At 68.6% G+C, this 18,039-nt stretch carries 14 protein-coding genes and 1 pseudogene; 10 read left to right on the top strand and 5 right to left on the bottom strand.

What is annotated here, in order from left to right:
* Positions 1 to 36: 36 nt before the first annotated feature.
* Both I1A62_RS40560 and I1A62_RS40555 read right to left on the bottom strand, forming a co-directional pair.
* A complete protein-coding gene (locus tag I1A62_RS40560; protein WP_219457872.1) occupies positions 37 to 2,568 on the bottom strand; it encodes an ABC transporter permease in 2,532 nt (843 codons plus the stop codon).
* A 4-nt stretch (positions 2,569 to 2,572) separates the two neighbouring features.
* Positions 2,573 to 3,346, bottom strand: a complete 774-nt coding sequence (locus tag I1A62_RS40555) for an ABC transporter ATP-binding protein (protein WP_219457870.1) — start codon at positions 3,344 to 3,346, stop codon at positions 2,573 to 2,575.
* Between the two features lie 143 nt (positions 3,347 to 3,489).
* Between I1A62_RS40555 and I1A62_RS40550 the strand changes: the two are divergent.
* The 5 genes and pseudogenes from I1A62_RS40550 to I1A62_RS40530 all read left to right on the top strand — a co-directional run bounded on the left by I1A62_RS40550 (position 3,490) and on the right by I1A62_RS40530 (position 9,096).
* A pseudogene (locus I1A62_RS40550) lies at positions 3,490 to 4,408 on the top strand (hypothetical protein).
* A gap of 72 nt (positions 4,409 to 4,480) precedes the next feature.
* Positions 4,481 to 6,043 (top strand): long-chain-fatty-acid--CoA ligase, encoded by a 1,563-nt coding sequence (locus tag I1A62_RS40545; protein WP_219457868.1) that lies wholly within the window; start codon positions 4,481 to 4,483, stop codon positions 6,041 to 6,043.
* Positions 6,040 to 6,468 (top strand): YchJ family protein, encoded by a 429-nt coding sequence (locus I1A62_RS40540; RefSeq protein ID WP_219457867.1) that lies wholly within the window; start codon positions 6,040 to 6,042, stop codon positions 6,466 to 6,468. Before I1A62_RS40545 ends, I1A62_RS40540 begins: the two co-directional genes overlap by 4 nt.
* Before the next feature lie 24 nt (positions 6,469 to 6,492).
* Positions 6,493 to 7,095, top strand: a complete 603-nt coding sequence (locus I1A62_RS40535) for a hypothetical protein (protein WP_219457866.1) — start codon at positions 6,493 to 6,495, stop codon at positions 7,093 to 7,095.
* A 102-nt stretch (positions 7,096 to 7,197) separates the two neighbouring features.
* Positions 7,198 to 9,096 (top strand): ABC transporter ATP-binding protein, encoded by a 1,899-nt coding sequence (locus tag I1A62_RS40530; protein WP_219457864.1) that lies wholly within the window; start codon positions 7,198 to 7,200, stop codon positions 9,094 to 9,096.
* Here the strand turns inward: I1A62_RS40530 and I1A62_RS40525 are convergent.
* Positions 9,077 to 10,480 (bottom strand): phosphotransferase, encoded by a 1,404-nt coding sequence (locus I1A62_RS40525; protein ID WP_219457862.1) that lies wholly within the window; start codon positions 10,478 to 10,480, stop codon positions 9,077 to 9,079. The two genes, I1A62_RS40530 and I1A62_RS40525, sit on opposite strands and share 20 nt — an antisense overlap.
* On the bottom strand, positions 10,477 to 12,333 hold the full coding sequence (treS, locus tag I1A62_RS40520; RefSeq protein WP_219457861.1) for a maltose alpha-D-glucosyltransferase: 1,857 nt from the start codon (positions 12,331 to 12,333) through the stop codon (positions 10,477 to 10,479). Before treS ends, I1A62_RS40525 begins: the two co-directional genes overlap by 4 nt.
* 185 nt (positions 12,334 to 12,518) lie before the next feature.
* Here treS and I1A62_RS40515 point away from each other — a divergent pair, with 185 nt between their 5' ends.
* Together I1A62_RS40515 and I1A62_RS40510 are read left to right on the top strand one after the other, a co-directional pair.
* Entirely contained in the window at positions 12,519 to 13,070 is a 552-nt protein-coding gene (locus tag I1A62_RS40515; RefSeq protein WP_206005572.1) for a DinB family protein, read from the top strand.
* An 87-nt stretch (positions 13,071 to 13,157) separates the two neighbouring features.
* On the top strand, positions 13,158 to 13,787 hold the full coding sequence (locus I1A62_RS40510; RefSeq protein WP_219457859.1) for a hypothetical protein: 630 nt from the start codon (positions 13,158 to 13,160) through the stop codon (positions 13,785 to 13,787).
* A gap of 33 nt (positions 13,788 to 13,820) precedes the next feature.
* On the opposite strand, the gene I1A62_RS40505 is transcribed toward I1A62_RS40510, so the two are convergent.
* A complete protein-coding gene (locus I1A62_RS40505; protein WP_124392264.1) occupies positions 13,821 to 15,587 on the bottom strand; it encodes a DEAD/DEAH box helicase in 1,767 nt (588 codons plus the stop codon).
* A gap of 108 nt (positions 15,588 to 15,695) precedes the next feature.
* Here I1A62_RS40505 and I1A62_RS40500 point away from each other — a divergent pair, with 108 nt between their 5' ends.
* The 3 genes from I1A62_RS40500 to I1A62_RS40490 all read left to right on the top strand — a co-directional run bounded on the left by I1A62_RS40500 (position 15,696) and on the right by I1A62_RS40490 (position 17,986).
* The gene (locus tag I1A62_RS40500) at positions 15,696 to 16,493 is read left to right on the top strand and encodes a carbon-nitrogen hydrolase family protein (protein WP_219457858.1); all 798 of its coding nucleotides are present in this window, start codon (positions 15,696 to 15,698) and stop codon (positions 16,491 to 16,493) included.
* Between the two features lie 59 nt (positions 16,494 to 16,552).
* A complete protein-coding gene (locus I1A62_RS40495; RefSeq protein WP_124392262.1) occupies positions 16,553 to 17,182 on the top strand; it encodes a phosphoribosyltransferase in 630 nt (209 codons plus the stop codon).
* Positions 17,183 to 17,281: 99 nt separating this feature from the next.
* Positions 17,282 to 17,986 carry a heme peroxidase gene (locus tag I1A62_RS40490; protein WP_087558999.1) on the top strand — a complete coding sequence of 235 codons (705 nt, stop codon included), beginning with the start codon at positions 17,282 to 17,284 and terminating at the stop codon, positions 17,984 to 17,986.
* Positions 17,987 to 18,039: the final 53 nt, after the last annotated feature.

Raw genomic sequence — 18,039 nt, 5'->3', positions numbered from 1 at the left:
CTTGTCAACCGCGGGCGGTTGACAAGTACTCACGGGTCAGAGGTCGGCGATGGCCTCGAGCGGGCGGGTGCGGGCGGCGCGGCTCGCCGGCCACAGTGCCGCGAACACACCGACCACACCGGATCCGAGGAGCATCGCGACCACCTGCCCCCATGGCACCGTCACCTGGCCGAGCCCCTGGTCCTTCAGGGTGCTCACGAACCCCCAGCCGAACGCGATGCCGAGCAGCACCCCGACGGCCGCACCGAACACCGCGATCAGCATCGACTCCAGGTAGATCGTGCGGCGCATCTGGGACCTCTGCATTCCGACCGCGCGGAGCATGCCGATCTCCCGCCTGCGCTCGACCACCGACAGTGCGAGCGTGTTGATGATGCCGAGGATCGCGATCACGACGGCGAGTGCGAGCAGCCCGTAGAGGATCGCGAGGAGCGTGTCGATCTGCTGGCCCTGCGTTCCCTTGAACTGTTCCCGGTCCTGCACCTGCACCACGACGAACTGCTTGGTCGCGGATTCGAGGTCCGCGCGCAGCTGCGTCAGGTCCGCACCCGGCTTCGCGTCGATGAGCACCGCCAGATCGGGGATGGTCGCGGCGGGCATGACCTGCCGGTACACCTCGTCCGACACGAGCCAGTCGCCGACCAGCTGGTTGTCTTCGAAGACGCCGGTGACCTCGGCGTCGACGACCTTCCCGTCGGCGCTCGTCATCGGGACGGTCGTCCCCAGCGTCCAGCCCTTCTGCGCGGCCGTGGTCTGGGACACGACGAGGTGGTTGCCGGTCAGGTCGGCGCCGCCCTCCACGAGCGTGTAGTCGAGGACGCCGTCCAGGGGGCCGTCCAGCGACGCACCCTGCTCCCTCTCGTCGTCGACCGTCACGGACACCGGGTGCAGGGCGGCGGCGCTCTGGACGTCGTCGAGGTTCCGCACGGCCCGCGCCGCGCCGCTGGGCACGCCGATCTGGTTGGGACCGGTGAGCACGTAGTCGGCGGACACCCCCGAGTCGACCAGCTGGTTGACGCTGGCCTTCGCGGATGCGCCGAACACCCCGATGACGGATACGAGCATCAGTCCGAGTGTCAGCGCGAACGCGGTGGCGGCGGTGCGGCGGGGATTGCGCACGGCGTTGGTGCGGGCCAGGCGCCCGACCGGGCCGAACGGCTTGGCCAGCACCGCTCCGAGCGCCCCGACGATCGGCCGGGACAACGCGGGGGCGGCGAACAGCACGGCCAGGATCAGACCGAGCGCGCCGGCGCCGACGACGGCCGCCGCACCGCCACCTGTACCCCGCGAACCGATCACGAGTCCTACGACCCCGAGGACACCGAGGACGGCACCGGCGATGGTGCGCACGTGCAGTGAGTCACCGGTGGACGCGAATTCCTCGCGCATCGCCGCGACGGGCGGCACCTTGGAGGCGCGCCGGGCGGGTGCGTACGCGCTGACCGTCGTCACGAGGACGCCGACCACGAGGGCGATGAGGATCGTGCGCGGACCCACCTGCAGCGGCCCCTCGGGCAGTCCGACGTCGAACGCGTTCAGCAGTGCCCGCAGCCCGTAGGCCAGCCCGACGCCGGCGGCGATCCCGATCGCGCTGCCGATGACACCGACCACGAGGGCTTCGAAGACGACGGAACGCCCCACCTGCTTGCGGCTCGCGCCGATCGCGCGGAGCAGCGCGAGTTCGCGCAGGCGCTGCGCGACGATCATCGAGAACGTGTTGTAGATGATGAACGTGCCGACGAGCAGAGCGATCGCCCCGAACGCGAGCAGGAAGTAGTTGATGAAGCTCAGCGCCTCCGTCACCTGCGCCTTGGTCTCCTCGCGCACCTCGTCGCCGGTCTGGACCTTCGCGTCGGGGAGCGCCGCGGCGATCTCGTCGCGCAGGTCACCCTGCGACTCACCCGTCCCGGCGACGTCGATGTACTCGACGTGCTTGCCGTCGGTGAACAGTTCCCGGGCCTGCGAGTCGACGAATGTGGCGCCGATGAAGCCACCGGTCTCGTTTCCGGTGTCGTAGATGCCGGACACGGTGACGTCGATCATGCCGCGGGCGGGCACGAGAACCTTGGTGGTGTCGCCGACCGCGAGTTGTGCGCGTTCGGCGGCACTGGCGTTGACCGCGATCTGGCCTGCCTGCGCGGGCGGGGTTCCCTGCACGTACTCGTCGGGTTCACCGAGCGCCTGACCTGGCGGCAGGTACGACTCCCCGATGCTCGGCGCACCGCCCGTCTGGACGGCGGCGCCGTCGGAGTCGATGAGGACGATCTGCCCGCTGACGGCCGGGGCCACCGCGCGCACCCCGTCCAGAGCGGAGATGGTGTCGAGGTCTGCGAGGGGCACCCCGCTGGAGTTGCGCTCCTCGGGCGACACCCGGACGTCGACGCCTTGCGCGGTGTTCTCGAAGATCGAGTCGAACGTCTTCTGGAGGGTGTCGGTGAAGACGAAGGAACCGGCGACGAACGCGGTGCCGAGCACCACGGACAGCACCGTCAGTGCCAGCCGGACCTTGTGTGCCGCCAGGTTGCGCAGCGACACCTTGCGCATCGGCGCACCGGATGTGGACGCCATGCGGTCAGACCGCCGCGTCGGACGTGAGGGCGTGGGCGGGCTCGTCGAGTCGCTTCATCGTGTCGAGGACCGAATCGGCCGTCGGCTCACGCAGTTCGTCGACGATCTTGCCGTCGGCGAGGAACACCACCCGGTCGGCGTAGGCGGCCGCGCGGGGGTCGTGGGTGACGATGACGACGGTCTGGTGGAATTCGTCCACCGCCGCGCGCAGGATCGACAGCACCTCGCCGGAGGACTTCGAGTCGAGGTTGCCGGTGGGCTCGTCGCCGAAGATGATCTCCGGCTGTCCGGCGAGTGCGCGGGCACACGCGACGCGCTGCTGCTGACCTCCGGACAACTCGCCGGGGCGGTGCTCGAGACGGTCTTTCAGGCCGAGTTTGGTCAGCACGCTCTCCAGCCATGCGGCGTCCGGCTTGCGGCCCGCGATGTCCAGCGGAAGGGTGATGTTCTCCAGCGCCGTCAGCGTCGGCACCAGGTTGAACGCCTGGAACACGAAGCCGATCCGGTCGCGTCGCAGCTGCGTCATCTGCTTGTCCGTCAGCGCCGTCAACTCGGTGTCGCCGATGAGGACGGAACCCGAACTGGCCGCGTCGAGCCCGGCCAGGCAGTGCATCAGCGTCGACTTGCCGGAACCGGACGGTCCCATGATCGCGGTGAACTCACCACGGGCGAACTCCGCGGATACCGCGCTGAGCGCGTGGACCTGGGTGTCGCCGGTGCCGTACGTCTTGGACAGCTCGACAGCACGGGCAGCGACAGCGGGGGCATGCGTGCTCATGATCGCCTTTCGTCATTCTCTTGTAGCGGTCCGGCCCCGTGGTGACGGGCCGGGACGGTGCACGCGTGGCGCACTCCTCCATCTTGTCGACACCCGCGGCGGCCCGCCATCAGGGACCACCCTGATCTCGGGTCAGTGGGGACGTGATCCCGGACACGGCGACCCGACCGGAAACGCCCACGACGGATGTGCCGAACTGGGAGAATTCCGGTATCGCCGGTGCGAAGGAGAGCCCTCATGGCCATCGAACCCCCCAAACCCCGGGCGGGATCGCGGTTCGTCGACGCGTTCCTCCAATCACCGTTCGCCGGCCTCGCGCCATGGATCGTGATGTCGCTGCTGTCCGGCCCCGGACGGTTCGAGGAATCGGTCGCCACCGCTCTCGGGTTGTCGATCCTGTTCCTGTTCCTGAGCCACCGCCGCGGCGGAAGCCTCAAACCCATGGAAGTGTTCGACATCGTCTATTTCGGCTGCCTCGCCGCGATCGGACTGTTCGCCTCCGACAGCCTGATCACCTGGCTGGAGAAGTGGTCGGGCGAGATGTCGAGTCTGGCGCTCGTCGCGTTCGCGTTCGGCTCGCTGTTGCTGCGCAATCCGTTCACCCTGCCGTACGCGAAAGAGACTACACCCGAGGAGTATTGGACCTCGCCACTGTTCCTGAAGGTGAATCAGCTCATCACCCTGGTGTGGGCGCTGTCCTTCACGGTGTCGGCGGCATCCGGACTGTACGGCGACCTCGTCTTGGACCAGCCGGACAATTTCTGGACGGGCTGGATCATTCCGATCGGGGCGTTGCTGTTCGCGCTGTCCTTCACCGAGTGGTACCCGGACGTCGCGAGCGCGCAGGCTCCGCGGGAACCCGGGGAACCGGAAGAGGTGGCACCGCCGCTCGTCAAGCTGTTCGACTTCCTGCCGCCGTACGTGATCGGCGTGGGGATCGCGATGCTCGTCACCGACAACGACCCCGACTGGCTGGGCATCACTCTGATCGTGGTGGGCGCCCTCGGCAGCGCCGCCTTGCGACGCGCGGGCACGCAGAGCCGGAGCAGTTCGACCGCATGAGGCAAAACGTCACTGATCGGAGCACCGGCTACTAGCCTGATGTGACTGACGTCACAGACGAGAGGTGGGCGCATGTCGGACGCCGCGAACGAGATCATCTTCGACCGACTCGCGCACTGGGCGCAGGTTCGACCAGACGACGTCGCCGTGCAGTTCCAGGGCGCCGACTACACGTGGTCCGGGTGGCACGACCGGATCCTGCACGTCGCGGGAGCCTTGGCGGAGGGCGGAATCGGGGCGGGCGACACGGTCGCGTTCGTCGACAAGAACCACCTGTCCTGCCTCGAGGTCACCTACGCCGCCTCCCTCCTCGGCGCGGCGGCCGCAGTGCCCAACTGGCGACTGGCCGGCGAGGAACTCGACTACGTGATCAACGATTGCAAGGCGCGAATCCTGTTCGTGGGCAACGAGTTTCTCCAGCAAGTCATGGCCTTGCGGGACCGGCTGACCGGCATCGAGCAGATCATCACCGTCGGCGGGGAGCACGACGAGTTCGAGCCGTGGCTCGCCGACGCGTCCGTCCTGTCGTCGAGGCCGGAGGTGGCCGCGGAGGCCACCGCGCTGATCCTGTACAGCTCGGGAACCACGGGCAGGCCCAAAGGCGTTCAGCTGACGCACCGCAACCTGATCGCCCACAGCATCGCGGTGCTCGACATCCTGCCCGCACGGCACGACGACTGCCTGCTCGTCGCCATGCCGCTGTTCCACGTCGGTGGGAGTTGCTACGCGATCATGGGTGTGCACGCCGGCGCCCGCTGCCATTTCACGAGGGAAGCCGACGCGCCGTCGCTGTTCGGTGCGCTCGCGGCCGGTGCGAACATCGCGTTCCTCGTGCCGCCGGTGATCGCCGGGGTGCTCGCCGCGGGCGAGCAGGCCGTGGCCGCGTTCGGCGCGCTGCACCGCATCACCTACGGCGCGGCCCCGATGCCGCTGCCGTTGCTGCGCAGCGCGCTCGCCGCCTGGCCGGAGGCGGAGTTCGTCCAGGTATACGGAATGACCGAATGCGCGGGTGTGGTCACCGCACTCCTGCCGGACGTGCATCGCGACGAGTCGCAGGAAGCGAGGATGGCGTCGGCGGGACAGCCCATTCCCGGTGTGGAGATGCGCATCGTGGACCCGGCCACCGCCGAGGACGTCGCCACCGGTGAGACCGGGGAGTTGTGGTGGCGATCGGACCAGCGCACGCCCGGCTATCTCGGCAAACCCGAGGCGACGGCGGAGGCGATCACCGCGGACGGGTGGTTGCGCAGCGGCGACATGGGCCGCGCGGACGCCGACGGTTTCGTGTTCATCGAGGACCGGCTGAAGGACATGATCATCACCGGCGGCGAGAACGTGTACTCCCCCGAGATCGAACGGGTCCTCGTCGAACACCCGGCGGTGGCGGAGGTCGCGGTGATCGGCGTGCCCGACGACCACTGGGGTGAGACGGTCAAGGCCGTCGTGGTGCCGGTGACCGGAAGCAGCATCGAACCGGACGAACTCATCCATTACACCCGTCAGCGACTGGCGAAGTTCAAGTGCCCGACGACGGTCGACGTCGTCGACCTGCTGCCGCGCAACCCGACCGGCAAGATCCTGAAGCGGGAACTGCGCGCGCCGTACTGGAAGGACCGCACCCACAAGCTCGTGTGACCGCCGTCCATACTGGGACCGTGACCGGTCGATGCCCCTGCCTGCTCGGTGAACCGTACGACGAGTGCTGCGGTAGGTATCACCGCGGCGAGGCGAAGGCACCCACGGCCGAGCGCCTGATGCGATCCCGGTTCAGCGCGTTCGCGGTGCTGGACGCCGACTATCTCCTCGCGACGTGGCATCCGAGCACGCGGCCCGCGGATCTGGACCTCGATCCCGAGCAGCGCTGGACCCGCCTCGACATCCTGGGCACGACCGGCGGCGGTCTGCTCGACACCACCGGCACCGTCGAGTTCCGTGCCCACTACGTACTGGACGGCCACCGCGAATCGCTGCACGAGAACAGCCGATTCGTCCGCGAGGACGGCAACTGGCTGTACCTGGACGCGTTCGCGACGCCACGCCCGGGGCTCCCGCGACTCTGATCGGCCCCGGCTTACGATCGGATCATGATCAACCACCGGATCGGTCCCTTCGCCGCGTTCGCCGCCTGCGCGCTGGCCCTGACACTCACCGGATGCTCGGAGTCGAACTCCGCCAGCAGCGTGGCGGCGACGTCACCTGCTGCCGCGGCCACCACCGGCAGCGCACTCGAATCCGAGTCGGCACCGATCCCGACCGACGCGTCACCGAAGTCGTCGGCGGCGTCCGAGTCCGCGAAACTCACCGTCACCGACGTCCGCGTCGGCGGGCACGAGGGATTCGACCGCGTCGTGTACGAACTCGGCGGCAAGGGCACCCCGGGATGGCGGGTCGAATACGTGGACCAGGCCGTGCAGGACGGCAGCGGCAAGACGATCCCGGTGTCGGGCAACGGCATCCTGCAGGTGCAGATCGACGGCTCGGCGTACCCGTTCGACAGCGACGTGGAGGGCTACGCCGGCCCCAACCCGGTGCCCGGTGTTCCCGGCGGCACGGTGACCGAGGTCAACGGTGCGCTCGTGTTCGAAGGCGTCACGCAGTCGTTCATCGGCGTGAGCGCACCCGGCCGTCCGTTCACGGTGTCCACGCTGTCCGATCCGACGCGGGTGGTCGTCGACGTCGCGAAGTGACACTTCCCGCGCCCGCGACTTGACCTCGAGTTAACTCGAGGTTCTACCGTCGTGTCATACCCCGGCTCTACCGTGGGGGGACAGCGACAGGAGGCCGCCGGCATGAGCATGGAAGTCACGGCGTGGAACGCCATGTACAACGCGATGCACGCCCAGGAAGATCGACGCCCCTTCTCCCGGACGACGTTGCGGCGGATCGCCCGTTTCGCCCGGCCGCACCGCCGCAACCTCGCGTGGTACCTGCTGCTCAGCGTCGTCACGGCGGCGCTGGCCGTCGCCACCCCGGTGCTGGCGGGCCGCGTCGTGAACGCCATCGTCGGCGGCGACGCGGTGTCCGTGATCGTGCGTCTCGCGGCGCTCATCGCGGTCATCGCCGTCCTCGAATCCGCCCTCGCGCTGTGGACGCGGTGGTTGTCGGCGAGCATCGGCGAGGACCTGATCCTCGACCTGCGTACCGCTGTGTTCGACCACGTGCAACGGATGCCGATCGCCTTCTTCACCCGCACCCGCACCGGCGCGCTGGTCAGCCGCCTCAACAACGACGTGATCGGTGCGCAGCGCGCGTTCAGCGACACCCTGTCGGGTGTGGTGTCCAACCTGGTCACGCTGGGCATCACGCTGATCGTGATGATCGGGATCTCCTGGCAGATCACGCTGTGCGCACTGCTGCTGCTGCCGATCTTCGTCCTGCCCGCCCGCACGATGGGCGCGCGGCTCGCGCAACTCAATCGTGAGGCGGCCAACCACAACTCGGTGATGAGCACGCAGATGACGGAGCGGTTCTCGGCGCCGGGCGCCACCCTCGTCAAACTGTTCGGCCGTCCCTCCGAGGAGTCCGCCGAATTCGCGGTCCGTGCGCGGCGAGTGCGGAACATCGGCGTCCGCACCGCCATGCTGCAGTCGGTGTTCGTCACCGCGCTCACCCTCGTCTCGGCGCTCGCGCTGGCCCTCGTCTACGGACTGGGCGGGTTCTACGCACTGCGCGGACAACTCGACGCGGGAGCCGTCGTCGCGATGGCGATGCTGCTCACCCGCCTGTACTCGCCCCTCACCGCGCTGGCCAGCGCACGCATGGACGTGATGAGCGCCCTGGTGAGCTTCGAGCGCGTCTTCGAGGTCCTCGACCTGAAACCGCTGATCGCCGAGAAGCCCGACGCGGTCGCGGTGCCCGAGGGCCCCGTGTCGGTGGAGTTCGACTCCGTGGAGTTCGCGTATCCCTCGGCCGACAAGGTGTCGCTGGCGTCGCTCGAAGAGGTCGCGACCCTCGACACCCGCGGCGGCGTCGACGTGCTGCACCGACTGTCGTTCCGCGCCGAACCCGGACAGATGGTCGCCCTGGTGGGATCGTCCGGGGCCGGCAAGTCCACCATCGCCCAACTGGTTCCCCGGCTCTACGACGCGGACGCGGGCTCGGTGAAACTCGGCGGGGTCGACGTGCGGGACCTGACCGCCGACTCCGTGCGGGCCACCGTCGGAATGGTGACCCAGGACGGGCACCTCTTCCACGACACCGTGCGGGCCAACCTCTTGCTCGCCCGCCCCGGCGCCACGCCGGCCGAACTCGCGGAGGTCCTGGACCGGGCGCGACTCACCGACCTCGTCGCCGCCCTTCCCGACGGCCTCGACACGGTGGTCGGCGAACGCGGCTACCGACTGTCCGGCGGCGAACGCCAGCGGCTGACCATCGCCCGCCTGCTGCTCGCGCATCCGCGGGTGGTCATCCTCGACGAAGCGACGGCGCACCTCGACTCCACGTCCGAGGCCGCCGTGCAGGAGGCACTGGGCGAGGCCCTCACCGGCCGCACCGCCGTGGTGATCGCCCACCGGTTGTCGACCGTGCGCGCGGCGGATCTGATCCTCGTCGTCGAGGCCGGGCGCATCGCCGAACGCGGCACCCACTCCGAACTGCTCGCCGCGGGCGGCCGGTACGAAGAGCTGTACCGGACTCAGTTCGACACGGGCACGGTCTCCTCCCCGGCCCTCACCGAGGTGCTGCGGTGAGTCTGCGAATCGCGGAGAGGGGCAAGCCGATCCACTTCGGGCGGTTCCTCGCCTCGTACACCGTCTCGTACACCGCCTTGTCGAGTTCGTAGGCCCGGAGCAACGCCGCCGCCTCTCGTGGATCGGTGCCCGACACCGAGGCATAGCCCTCGCAGAACGCGTCGGCGTTGCGCTGCGCCCACTCCCTCGCCCGGAAGTCCCGTTGCGACGCCGCTCCCATCGCCCCCATCGGCACCGAATCGGCCAGCAGGTGGTGCGCGGCGTAGTCGAAGGACCGCAGCATTCCCGCGACGTCCCGCAACGGACTGTCCCGTTCCCGGCGCTCGTCGAGCGTCTTGGCGGGCTCGCCCTCGAAGTCGATGAGCAGCCACCGCTCCGGCGTCCGCAGCACCTGACCGAGGTGCAGGTCGCCGTGAATCCGCTGGACGGCGGTGGCGCCCAGCGCTTCCGCCTCGGCGAACTTGTCCCGCACCGCGGCGGCCACCTCTCCCAGTTCGGGGACGATCGCGGTGGCGGCGTCCAGTCTGCGGGCCATCGCCTCCACCGTCGTCGACGCCACCTGCCGCTCCTCCGCACCCAGCGCACGCGCCAGCGTCGAGTGCACCTCGGCGACGGCGGCGCCCATGCGATGGGACTCACCGGCGAAGTCCGTCCCCAACTCCGCGGCGTGGAGATCCGCCTCCATCAGGAGGTCGCGGACGCTGCCGAGCGCCATGCTCCACCCGTCGGCCGAATTGGCCTCGAAGTCCTGCACCATCGCGAGCGTGGTGAGAATCCCGGCGACCTCCGTCTCCATCCACGCCCGCAGCGTGGCCACGTATTCACTGCCCGCGCCGGCGAGCGCCAGATGAAGTTCCACATCGGGATTCACCCCGGGGGTGACCAGACGGAAGATCTTCATCAGCAGCTTCTCCCCCAGCACCACTGACGTGTTCGACTGCTCCGCGCCGAGCGTCCGCCCACGCAGTCCCGGTTCGATCATCGTGCCCGGCACCGTCTTCAACTGCACCGGCCCGGAACTCTGCGCCTCGGCCAGCAGGTCCGCGTACAGGGTGATGACCTCGGCGTCGTGCAGTCCGTCGTACGCGATCATGGCGTTGCCGTCGCCGTCGGGCAACGCCCACGGTTCGAGGTCCTCGGGCAGATGACTGCGGAACCCGAGCGGCACCTGGTACACCTGCGCCGGGCCCGCCTCGAATTCCACCGACACCAGCAGGTGCTCGGCGGAGAACCCGAAGACCGACGTCAGCTCGTGGCGGAGCAGGATCCGCACCGCCGAGATGGTGTTGCCCTTGGCAGCGAACCACCGCCGGTCCGGCAACCACCGGACGAGTTGCCGCTCGAGGGTCTCGTCGGGAATGCGTCCACTGGTGGGTTCGTTCACTGCTGCACCGCCTGTTCCGCTTCGCTGCTGACCGGATGTCCGCTCACCGCGCCGTCTGATTTGGGATCCGGTTGCAGCGCGAACCAGAAGAATCCGTGACCGGGCAGTGTGATCATGTACCCGTCGTCCCCGATCGGGGGAAAGGGAACGGAGCCGGTGAGCTCCACGGGGATTCGGCCGACGAACTGCGTGAGGTCCAGGATCACCGCCTGCGGGAACCGGGACAGATTGTTGACGCACAGGATGACGTCGCTGTACGGGCGGTCCTCGCTGGGCGGCGTCTCCCGCACATAGGACAGGACGGCCGGGTTCGCGCTGCCGAGTTCCGTGAACGAGGCCGTCCCGAACGCCGGGTGCTGTTTGCGGACCTGGATCAGCCGGCGGGTCCAGTGCAGCAACGAGTTGGTCGAGTTCATCTGCGACTCGACGTTCACCGACTGATAGCCGTACGTGGGATCCATGATGACCGGCAGATACATTCGCGCCGGGTCGGCGCGGGAGAATCCAGCGTTGCGGTCGGGCGTCCACTGCATCGGCGTCCGCACCGAGTCCCGGTCGCCGAGCCAGATGTTGTCGCCCATGCCGATCTCGTCACCGTAGTAGAGGACGGGCGAACCCGGCAGGCTCAGCAGCAGCGCGGTGAACAGCTCGAGCTGGTTGCGGTCGTTCTCGAGCAGCGGCGCGAGGCGCCGCCGGATGCCGATGTTCGCCTTCATCCGCGGGTCCTGCGCGTACTCGGAATACATGTAGTCGCGCTCCTCGTCCGACACCATTTCGAGCGTCAGCTCGTCGTGGTTCCGGAGGAAGATTCCCCATTGGCACGAACTCGGAATCGGCGGGGTCTGCGCGAGGATCTCGGAGATCGGAAAGCGGTTCTGCCGTCGCACCGCCATGAAGATGCGTGGCATCAGCGGGAAGTGGAACGCCATGTGGCACTCGTCGCCGACGTCCGGCTCCCCGAAGTACTCGACGACGTCCGACGGCCACTGGTTGGCTTCGGCGAGCAGTGCCCGCCCCGGGTACTCGGCGTCCATCACGGCCCTGCACCGCTTGAGGAACGCGTGGGTCTCGGGCAGATTCTCGCAGTTGGTGCCCTCCCTCTCGAACAGGTAGGGCACCGCGTCCAGCCGGAAACCGTCGATTCCGAGGTCCAGCCAGAACCGCAGCACGTCGATCATCGCGTCCTGGACGTCGGGATTGTCGTAGTTCAGGTCCGGCTGATGGGAGAAGAAGCGGTGCCAGTAGTACTGCTTGCGCACCGGATCCCACGTCCAGTTGGACGTCTCCGTGTCGACGAAGATGATCCGCGCATCCGGATACCGTTCGTCGCGGTCGGACCAGACGTAGAAGTCGCCGTACGGGCCGTCGGGGTCGTTGCGCGACTCCTGGAACCAGGCGTGGGTGTCGGATGTGTGGTTCATGACCAGGTCGGTGATGACCCTGATCCCCCGGCGGTGCGCCTGATCGAAGAGCTGGACGAAGTCCTCGACCGTCCCGAACTCCGGCAGCACGGCGCGGAAGTCGCGGATGTCGTAGCCGCCGTCGCGGAGCGGCGAGTCGTAGAACGGCGGCAGCCACAGACAGTCGACACCGAGCCAGGACAGGTAGTCGAGTTTCGACGTCAGCCCCCGGAGATCGCCCGTTCCGTCGCCCGAGGAGTCGAAGAACGCGCGGACCAGCACCTCGTAGAACACCGCGGTCTTGAACCACTCGTTGTCGACCTGCAGTTCTCTGGCGTGGAAGAAGTCCTCGGACCGGGCCTCGATGATGTGGCCTTCCAGGTCGTGCTCCGGCGGGACGGCACCTTCACGGGACGGGTCGACGTGGGCGGACGACGAATCTTCCAGGGGCATAAGCACCTCGGTTTGCGACTCGATCACAGGAACTAGGGACGTTCCCCGGACACTTGTGTCGATCGTAGGGCGGGTCCGCCCGCGCCGCTGGGAACGCGCCCGGCCGGACGCGACGCCCGCCGAAGATCTCGACAACTCCCCGATCGAGGACAGTAGGTGTCCGCTATCCGCGCAACACTGAATGCATGAACGAGACACCCAGCACCCCGGCCCCCATTTCCGACGAGCGCGGACTCCTGCTCCTCATGCTGGACAACCAGCGCACCGCGTTTCGCAACGCGGTGTCCGGCCTGACCGAGGAGCAGGTCCGCAGCGTGCCCAGCGCCAGCGAGATGAGTCTGGCCTCCGTCCTCAAACACGTGATCGACGGCGAAGAGGCGATGACCGCCCGCATCACCGGGACCCCGCGCGGTGGCGGCGACGATCCGGTGGCCGCGTGGATGGCGGCATGGAACGTCGCCGAGGACGAGACCATCGACGTCCTCCTCGCCCGCTTCGACGCCGCCCAGCGCGCCACCGAGGCCGCGGTCGCCGCCGAAACCGACCTGGACCGCGACGTCGACCTGCCCGCCGACGTCGCGCAATGGATGGCGTCGGGAGTCGTGTTCACGGTCCGCTACATGCTGCTCCACCAGATCGAGGAACTCGCCCGGCACGCCGGTCACGCCGACGTCATCCGGCAGTCTCTCGACGGCGCGCGGGCCGATACGCTGGCCGGCGGCGGCAGCTGGTCCTGACTGTTTCCCCGCTCTCGGGTAAATTCTCCGCTCGGGCGGCGCTGCAGAGCTGCCCGAACGAGACAATGAGGAGTTCAGGTGGACGGTATGAGCGTGATGCGACGCACGATCGCGACGGCAACGGTCGGTATCGCGGCTTTCGGCCTCGCGGGCACGGCAGCGGCAGACCCGGCCACCCCCGACGTCCCCGGACTCGCCGAACTCCGCACCCAGGCCGTGGGGCCCGAGGAGAAGACCGCGGTCGAGGCGCTGGCCACGTCGACCGTGCTGCGTGACGTCGCGGGCGAGAACACACCGTTCTTCTACACCGCACCGACCGTGGGATGCGGCACCCTCGCACCGGTCACGCTGACGCTGGCGTCGGGCACCACCGGGCCCACCGCCGAGGTGAAGGCGCACGAGATCAGCTTCCAGGCCCTCTCCGCCTATCCCGGTGTCGTGAAGTCGTCGGGACTGAACGTCGCCTGGATCAACACCAGCACCGGCGGCAGCGGCATCCTGCCCCTCGACGGGCTCACGGAAGACGGCTACCCCGCGCTGAACAAGGTGGTGGCAACGGGCGCGGGCACCGTCGTGGCATCGATCTTCGGCACCGTCGACTACACCAGCGCGACCTGCTACGTGCTGCCGACCGTCGGTTCGTTCTTCGTTCCCGAGGAGGGCCCGCTGCCTGCCGAGGCTGCGCAGCCCGCCCCGGCTCCCGCTCCCCCGGCGTAACCGCCGGGGACCCCGGTCAGGGCCGCGCGAGGACTACTCGCGCGGCCTTTTCCTGTTGTCCCGGTCGCGCTGGAACTTTCCGCCGGCCCGGTCGTCGCGGCCACCACGGCCCGGACGACCCGACGGCGGCCCCGAGTCGGGCTGCAGCTGGATCAGCACACCGGAGATCCGGGTGCGGCGCAAAGCCTCGAGGGTCTCGCTGGACAGGTCGGCGGGCAATTCCACCAGGCTGTGGTCAGGGCGGATGCTGATGTGCCCGAAGTCGCTGCGCCGTAGCCCGCCCTCGTTCGCGATGGCACCGACGATCGCACCCGGCACCACCCGGTGCCGCTTGCCGACCGCGATGCGGTACGTCGCGAGCTCCTGGCCTTCCGGTCCGCGCGAGCGGGTCGGAGGGCCGTCGTCGAAACGACGCGGCGGGCGGGGTTCACGGGGTTCACGTTCACGGCGGGGCGCGGGCGGCGGTTCGGGCGCCATGAGGAACGCCTCACCGTCACGCGACTGCACCGCGAGCGCGGCGGCGATGTCGGCGAGCGGAACGTCATGCTCCTGCTCGTAGTCCTCGATCATCTTGCGGAACAACGCCAGGTTGTCGGAGGTCAGGCTCTCGGTGATCGAGTCGCCGAATTTGGACACACGCTGCGCGTTGACGTCGTCGACGCTGGGCAGCTGCATCTCGGCGAGCGGCTGACGGGTCGCCTTCTCGATGGCCTTGAGCAGGTGCCGTTCGCGCGGCGCCACGAACAGCAGCGCCTCGCCCGCGCGCCCGGCGCGACCGGTGCGGCCGATCCGGTGGACGTACGACTCCGTGTCATGCGGGATGTCGTAGTTGACGACGTGGGAGATGCGTTCGACGTCCAGGCCACGGGCGGCCACGTCGGTGGCCACCAGGATGTCGAGGGCACCGCTTTTGAGCTGGCCGATGGTCCGCTCACGCTGGGCCTGCACGATGTCACCGTTGATGGCCGCAGCCGAGAAGCCGCGCGAGCGCAGCCGTTCCGCGAGGTCTTCGGTGGCCTGCTTGGTGCGCACGAAGATGATCATGGCCTCGAAGTCCTCGACCTCGAGGACACGTGTGAGGGCGTCGAGTTTGCGCTGGTGCGCCACCTGGACGTACCGCTGCGAGATGTTGGATGCCGTCGACGTCTTCGACTTCACCGTGATCTCGACCGGGTCGTGCAGGTACTGCTTCGAGATCTTGCGGATGGCGCCCGGCATGGTGGCCGAGAACAGCGCGACCTGCTTGTATTCGGGGGTGTCGGAGAGGATGCGCTCGACGTCCTCCTGGAACCCCATCTTCAGCATCTCGTCGGCCTCGTCCAGGACGAGGTAGGAGAGCTTGGACAGGTCGAGGGTGCCCTTCTCCAGGTGGTCGATCACCCGGCCGGGCGTGCCCACCACGACGTGCGCGCCGCGCCGGAGCCCTGACAGCTGGACGCCGTAGCTCTGACCGCCGTAGATCGGCAGCACGTGCAGGCCCGGGATGTGGGCGGAGTACTTGCCGAACGCCTCCGCGACCTGCAGGGCCAGTTCGCGGGTCGGCGCGAGGACCAACGCCTGCGGCGACTTCTGCGTCAGATCGATCTTCGAGAGGATCGGTACCGCGAACGCAGCGGTCTTGCCGGTGCCGGTCTGCGCGAGGCCGACGACGTCGTTGCCTGCGAGGAGCGGCGGAATGGTGGCGGCCTGGATCGGCGAGGGCGACTCGTAGCCCACATCGGACAGTGCCTTCAAGACCCGATCGTCGATGTCGAGGTCGGCAAAAGTGGGGGGTTCGGGGTCACGCTCGATATCACTCATTGACCAGCAGTTTAGTGCACGAGTCCACACCGCAATGCCACGCCGTGGAAATACGCGGCGACCGGGACGGAAGACACCCCCGCGCAGTCGTCGCCTAGCGTGGACGGCATGGTCGATGTCGCTGTCATTCAGTTCGCTCCCGGTCAGGACAAGCAGGAGAACCTGCGCACGGTCCGCACGCTCGCCGCCGAGGCCGCCGGCCGCGGCGCGAAGGTGGTGGTGGCGCCGGAGTACGCGATGTTCACGGCGCCCAGAACGGACGAGCGGATCGTCGAATCGGCCGAGGCCCTGGACGGCGAGTTCGTCGGCGGACTGGCCGCGACCGCGAAGGAACTCGACGTCCATCTGGTTGCGGGAGTCAACGAGGCGCTGCCCGGCGACGATCGCATCTCCAACACCCTCGTCGCGCTCGGGCGCGGCGGCGACATCGTCGCCACCTACCGCAAACTGCACCTGTACGACGCGTTCGGCTACAAGGAATCCGACGTCATCCGCGCCGGGGAGATCGGCGCCCCGGAGACCTTCGCCGTCGACGGCCTCACGTTCGGCATGCAGACCTGCTACGACCTCCGGTTCCCCGAGGTCACCCGGCGGATCGTCGACGCGGGAGCCGACGTGCTGCTGCTGCCTGCGCAGTGGGTGCCCGGACCGCTCAAGGAGGATCACTGGTCGACCCTGATCCGGGCGCGCGCCATCGAGAACACCGTGTATGTGGCGGCCGCCGATCAGAGCGCGCGCACCGGGGCCGGGAACAGCATGATCGTCGACCCGATGGGTGTGACCCTCGTGTCGCTCGGCGAGCGGGTGGGCACCGCGGTCGCGACGGTCGATGCGGAGCGGATCACCGAGGTGCGGGAGAAGAATCCCGCCCTCGCCCTGCGCCGATTCACCGTCAGCGAGATCTGAGCGGCCCGATCGGGAGTAGCGTCGGAGACGAACCGTTCTTCACGATCACGGAGCGTTCGATGTTCTACACCAGTCGCGCCGACGCCGGTCGCCGACTGGCCGCCGCACTGGACCACCTGCGCGGAACCGACCTGGTGGTGCTCGGCCTGCCGCGCGGCGGCGTCCCCGTCGCCTTCGAGATCGCCGCGGCCCTGTCGGCACCCCTCGACGTCGTGCTCGTCCGCAAACTGGGTGTGCCGTGGCAGCCGGAACTCGCGATGGGCGCGATCGGCGAGGGCGAATCCCGGGTGATCAACGACGACGTTCTCCGCATCGCCCGGGTCAGCAAGACGTCGCTCGCCATGGTGGAGGCGAAGGAGCGCCACGAACTCGAGCGGCGGGCACGGGTTCTGCGTGGCAACAAACCGCGGGCGTCGCTGAGGGGCCGCGTCGCCGTCCTCGTCGACGACGGCATGGCCACGGGCGCGACCGCGGCGGTGGCCTGCCAGTCGGTGAAGAAGCTGGGCGCGGCCCGGGTGATCGTCGCAGTCCCGGTGGCCGCGCCCGAGGCAGTCGGCAGGCTGCGTGTGACCGCCGACGAGGTGGTCTGCCCCTACACCCCAGCCGATCTCGGCGGCGTCGGCAACGCGTACGCCGATTTTCATCAACTCTCGGACAGCGAGGTCACAGACCTGCTGACGCCCCGCTGACGGTCGTTCTCGAGGAATCTTCAGCTCCAGTGCAACGTTCCCGGAGGCCCTGTCGATACACCGGACAGAGCACAGAACAGACTGCCTTTGGAGGATCTCGTGACCGTCTCTGCCGATACCGTCGAAACCGTCGTCACCGCGTGCCGCGACCGATTGGGCGACCCGTCCGGCTGGGTCACCTCCGATGCCTACCGGCACAGCCTCGCGCTCTGCATCATCGAATCGGTGCAGTCGAGTGCCGGGCACAGCGAGGTCGCCGTCGTCGACCGCTACCTGGCATACCGGCGGGCGCACCCCGATCAGCCCCTCACCGACGGCGCCCGCGACCTCCTCCGCACATTCGAGGAGGCGGGCAGCTCGGACCAGTGGGCGGGCAAGGTCGGCTCGTACAAGCGGCGGTACACCGCCACCGGCGTGCCGATCGAGGCGCGTCACATCCAGCTGGCGGCCGAGCGACTACACCAGCTCCGCATCAACAGCATCGACGACCTCCTCGAGGCCGCCAGGGACGAAGCCGCCCTGGAGCAGATCCACGACGCGTGGATCGAGGTGTGCGGGGAGAGCAGCGACGTCACGTGGGCGCACTTCCTGATGCTCGCCGGCATCCCCGGGGTGCGGCCGAATCGGGTGGCGGACGTCTTCATCAGCGGCGCGCTCGGCATCTCGGAAGCCACCGACGACGGCCTGGCCGAGGAGATTCTCGCGGCGACCGCGACCGAACTCGGTGTCGATCCGGACCAGTTGAACTACGCGATCCGGCGCTGGCTGTCCGCGAACTCGCGCCGCCTCGAAGAGGCCGCCTGAGTTATCAGTTTACGTCGAGTTACACTAATCTCCGCTGGTCAGAACAGAAATAC

The organism is Rhodococcus sp. USK10 (assembly GCF_019378875.1).
Lineage (GTDB): Bacteria > Actinomycetota > Actinomycetes > Mycobacteriales > Mycobacteriaceae > Rhodococcus_F > Rhodococcus_F pseudokoreensis.
This window is presented reverse-complemented; position numbering and strand designations above follow the sequence as displayed.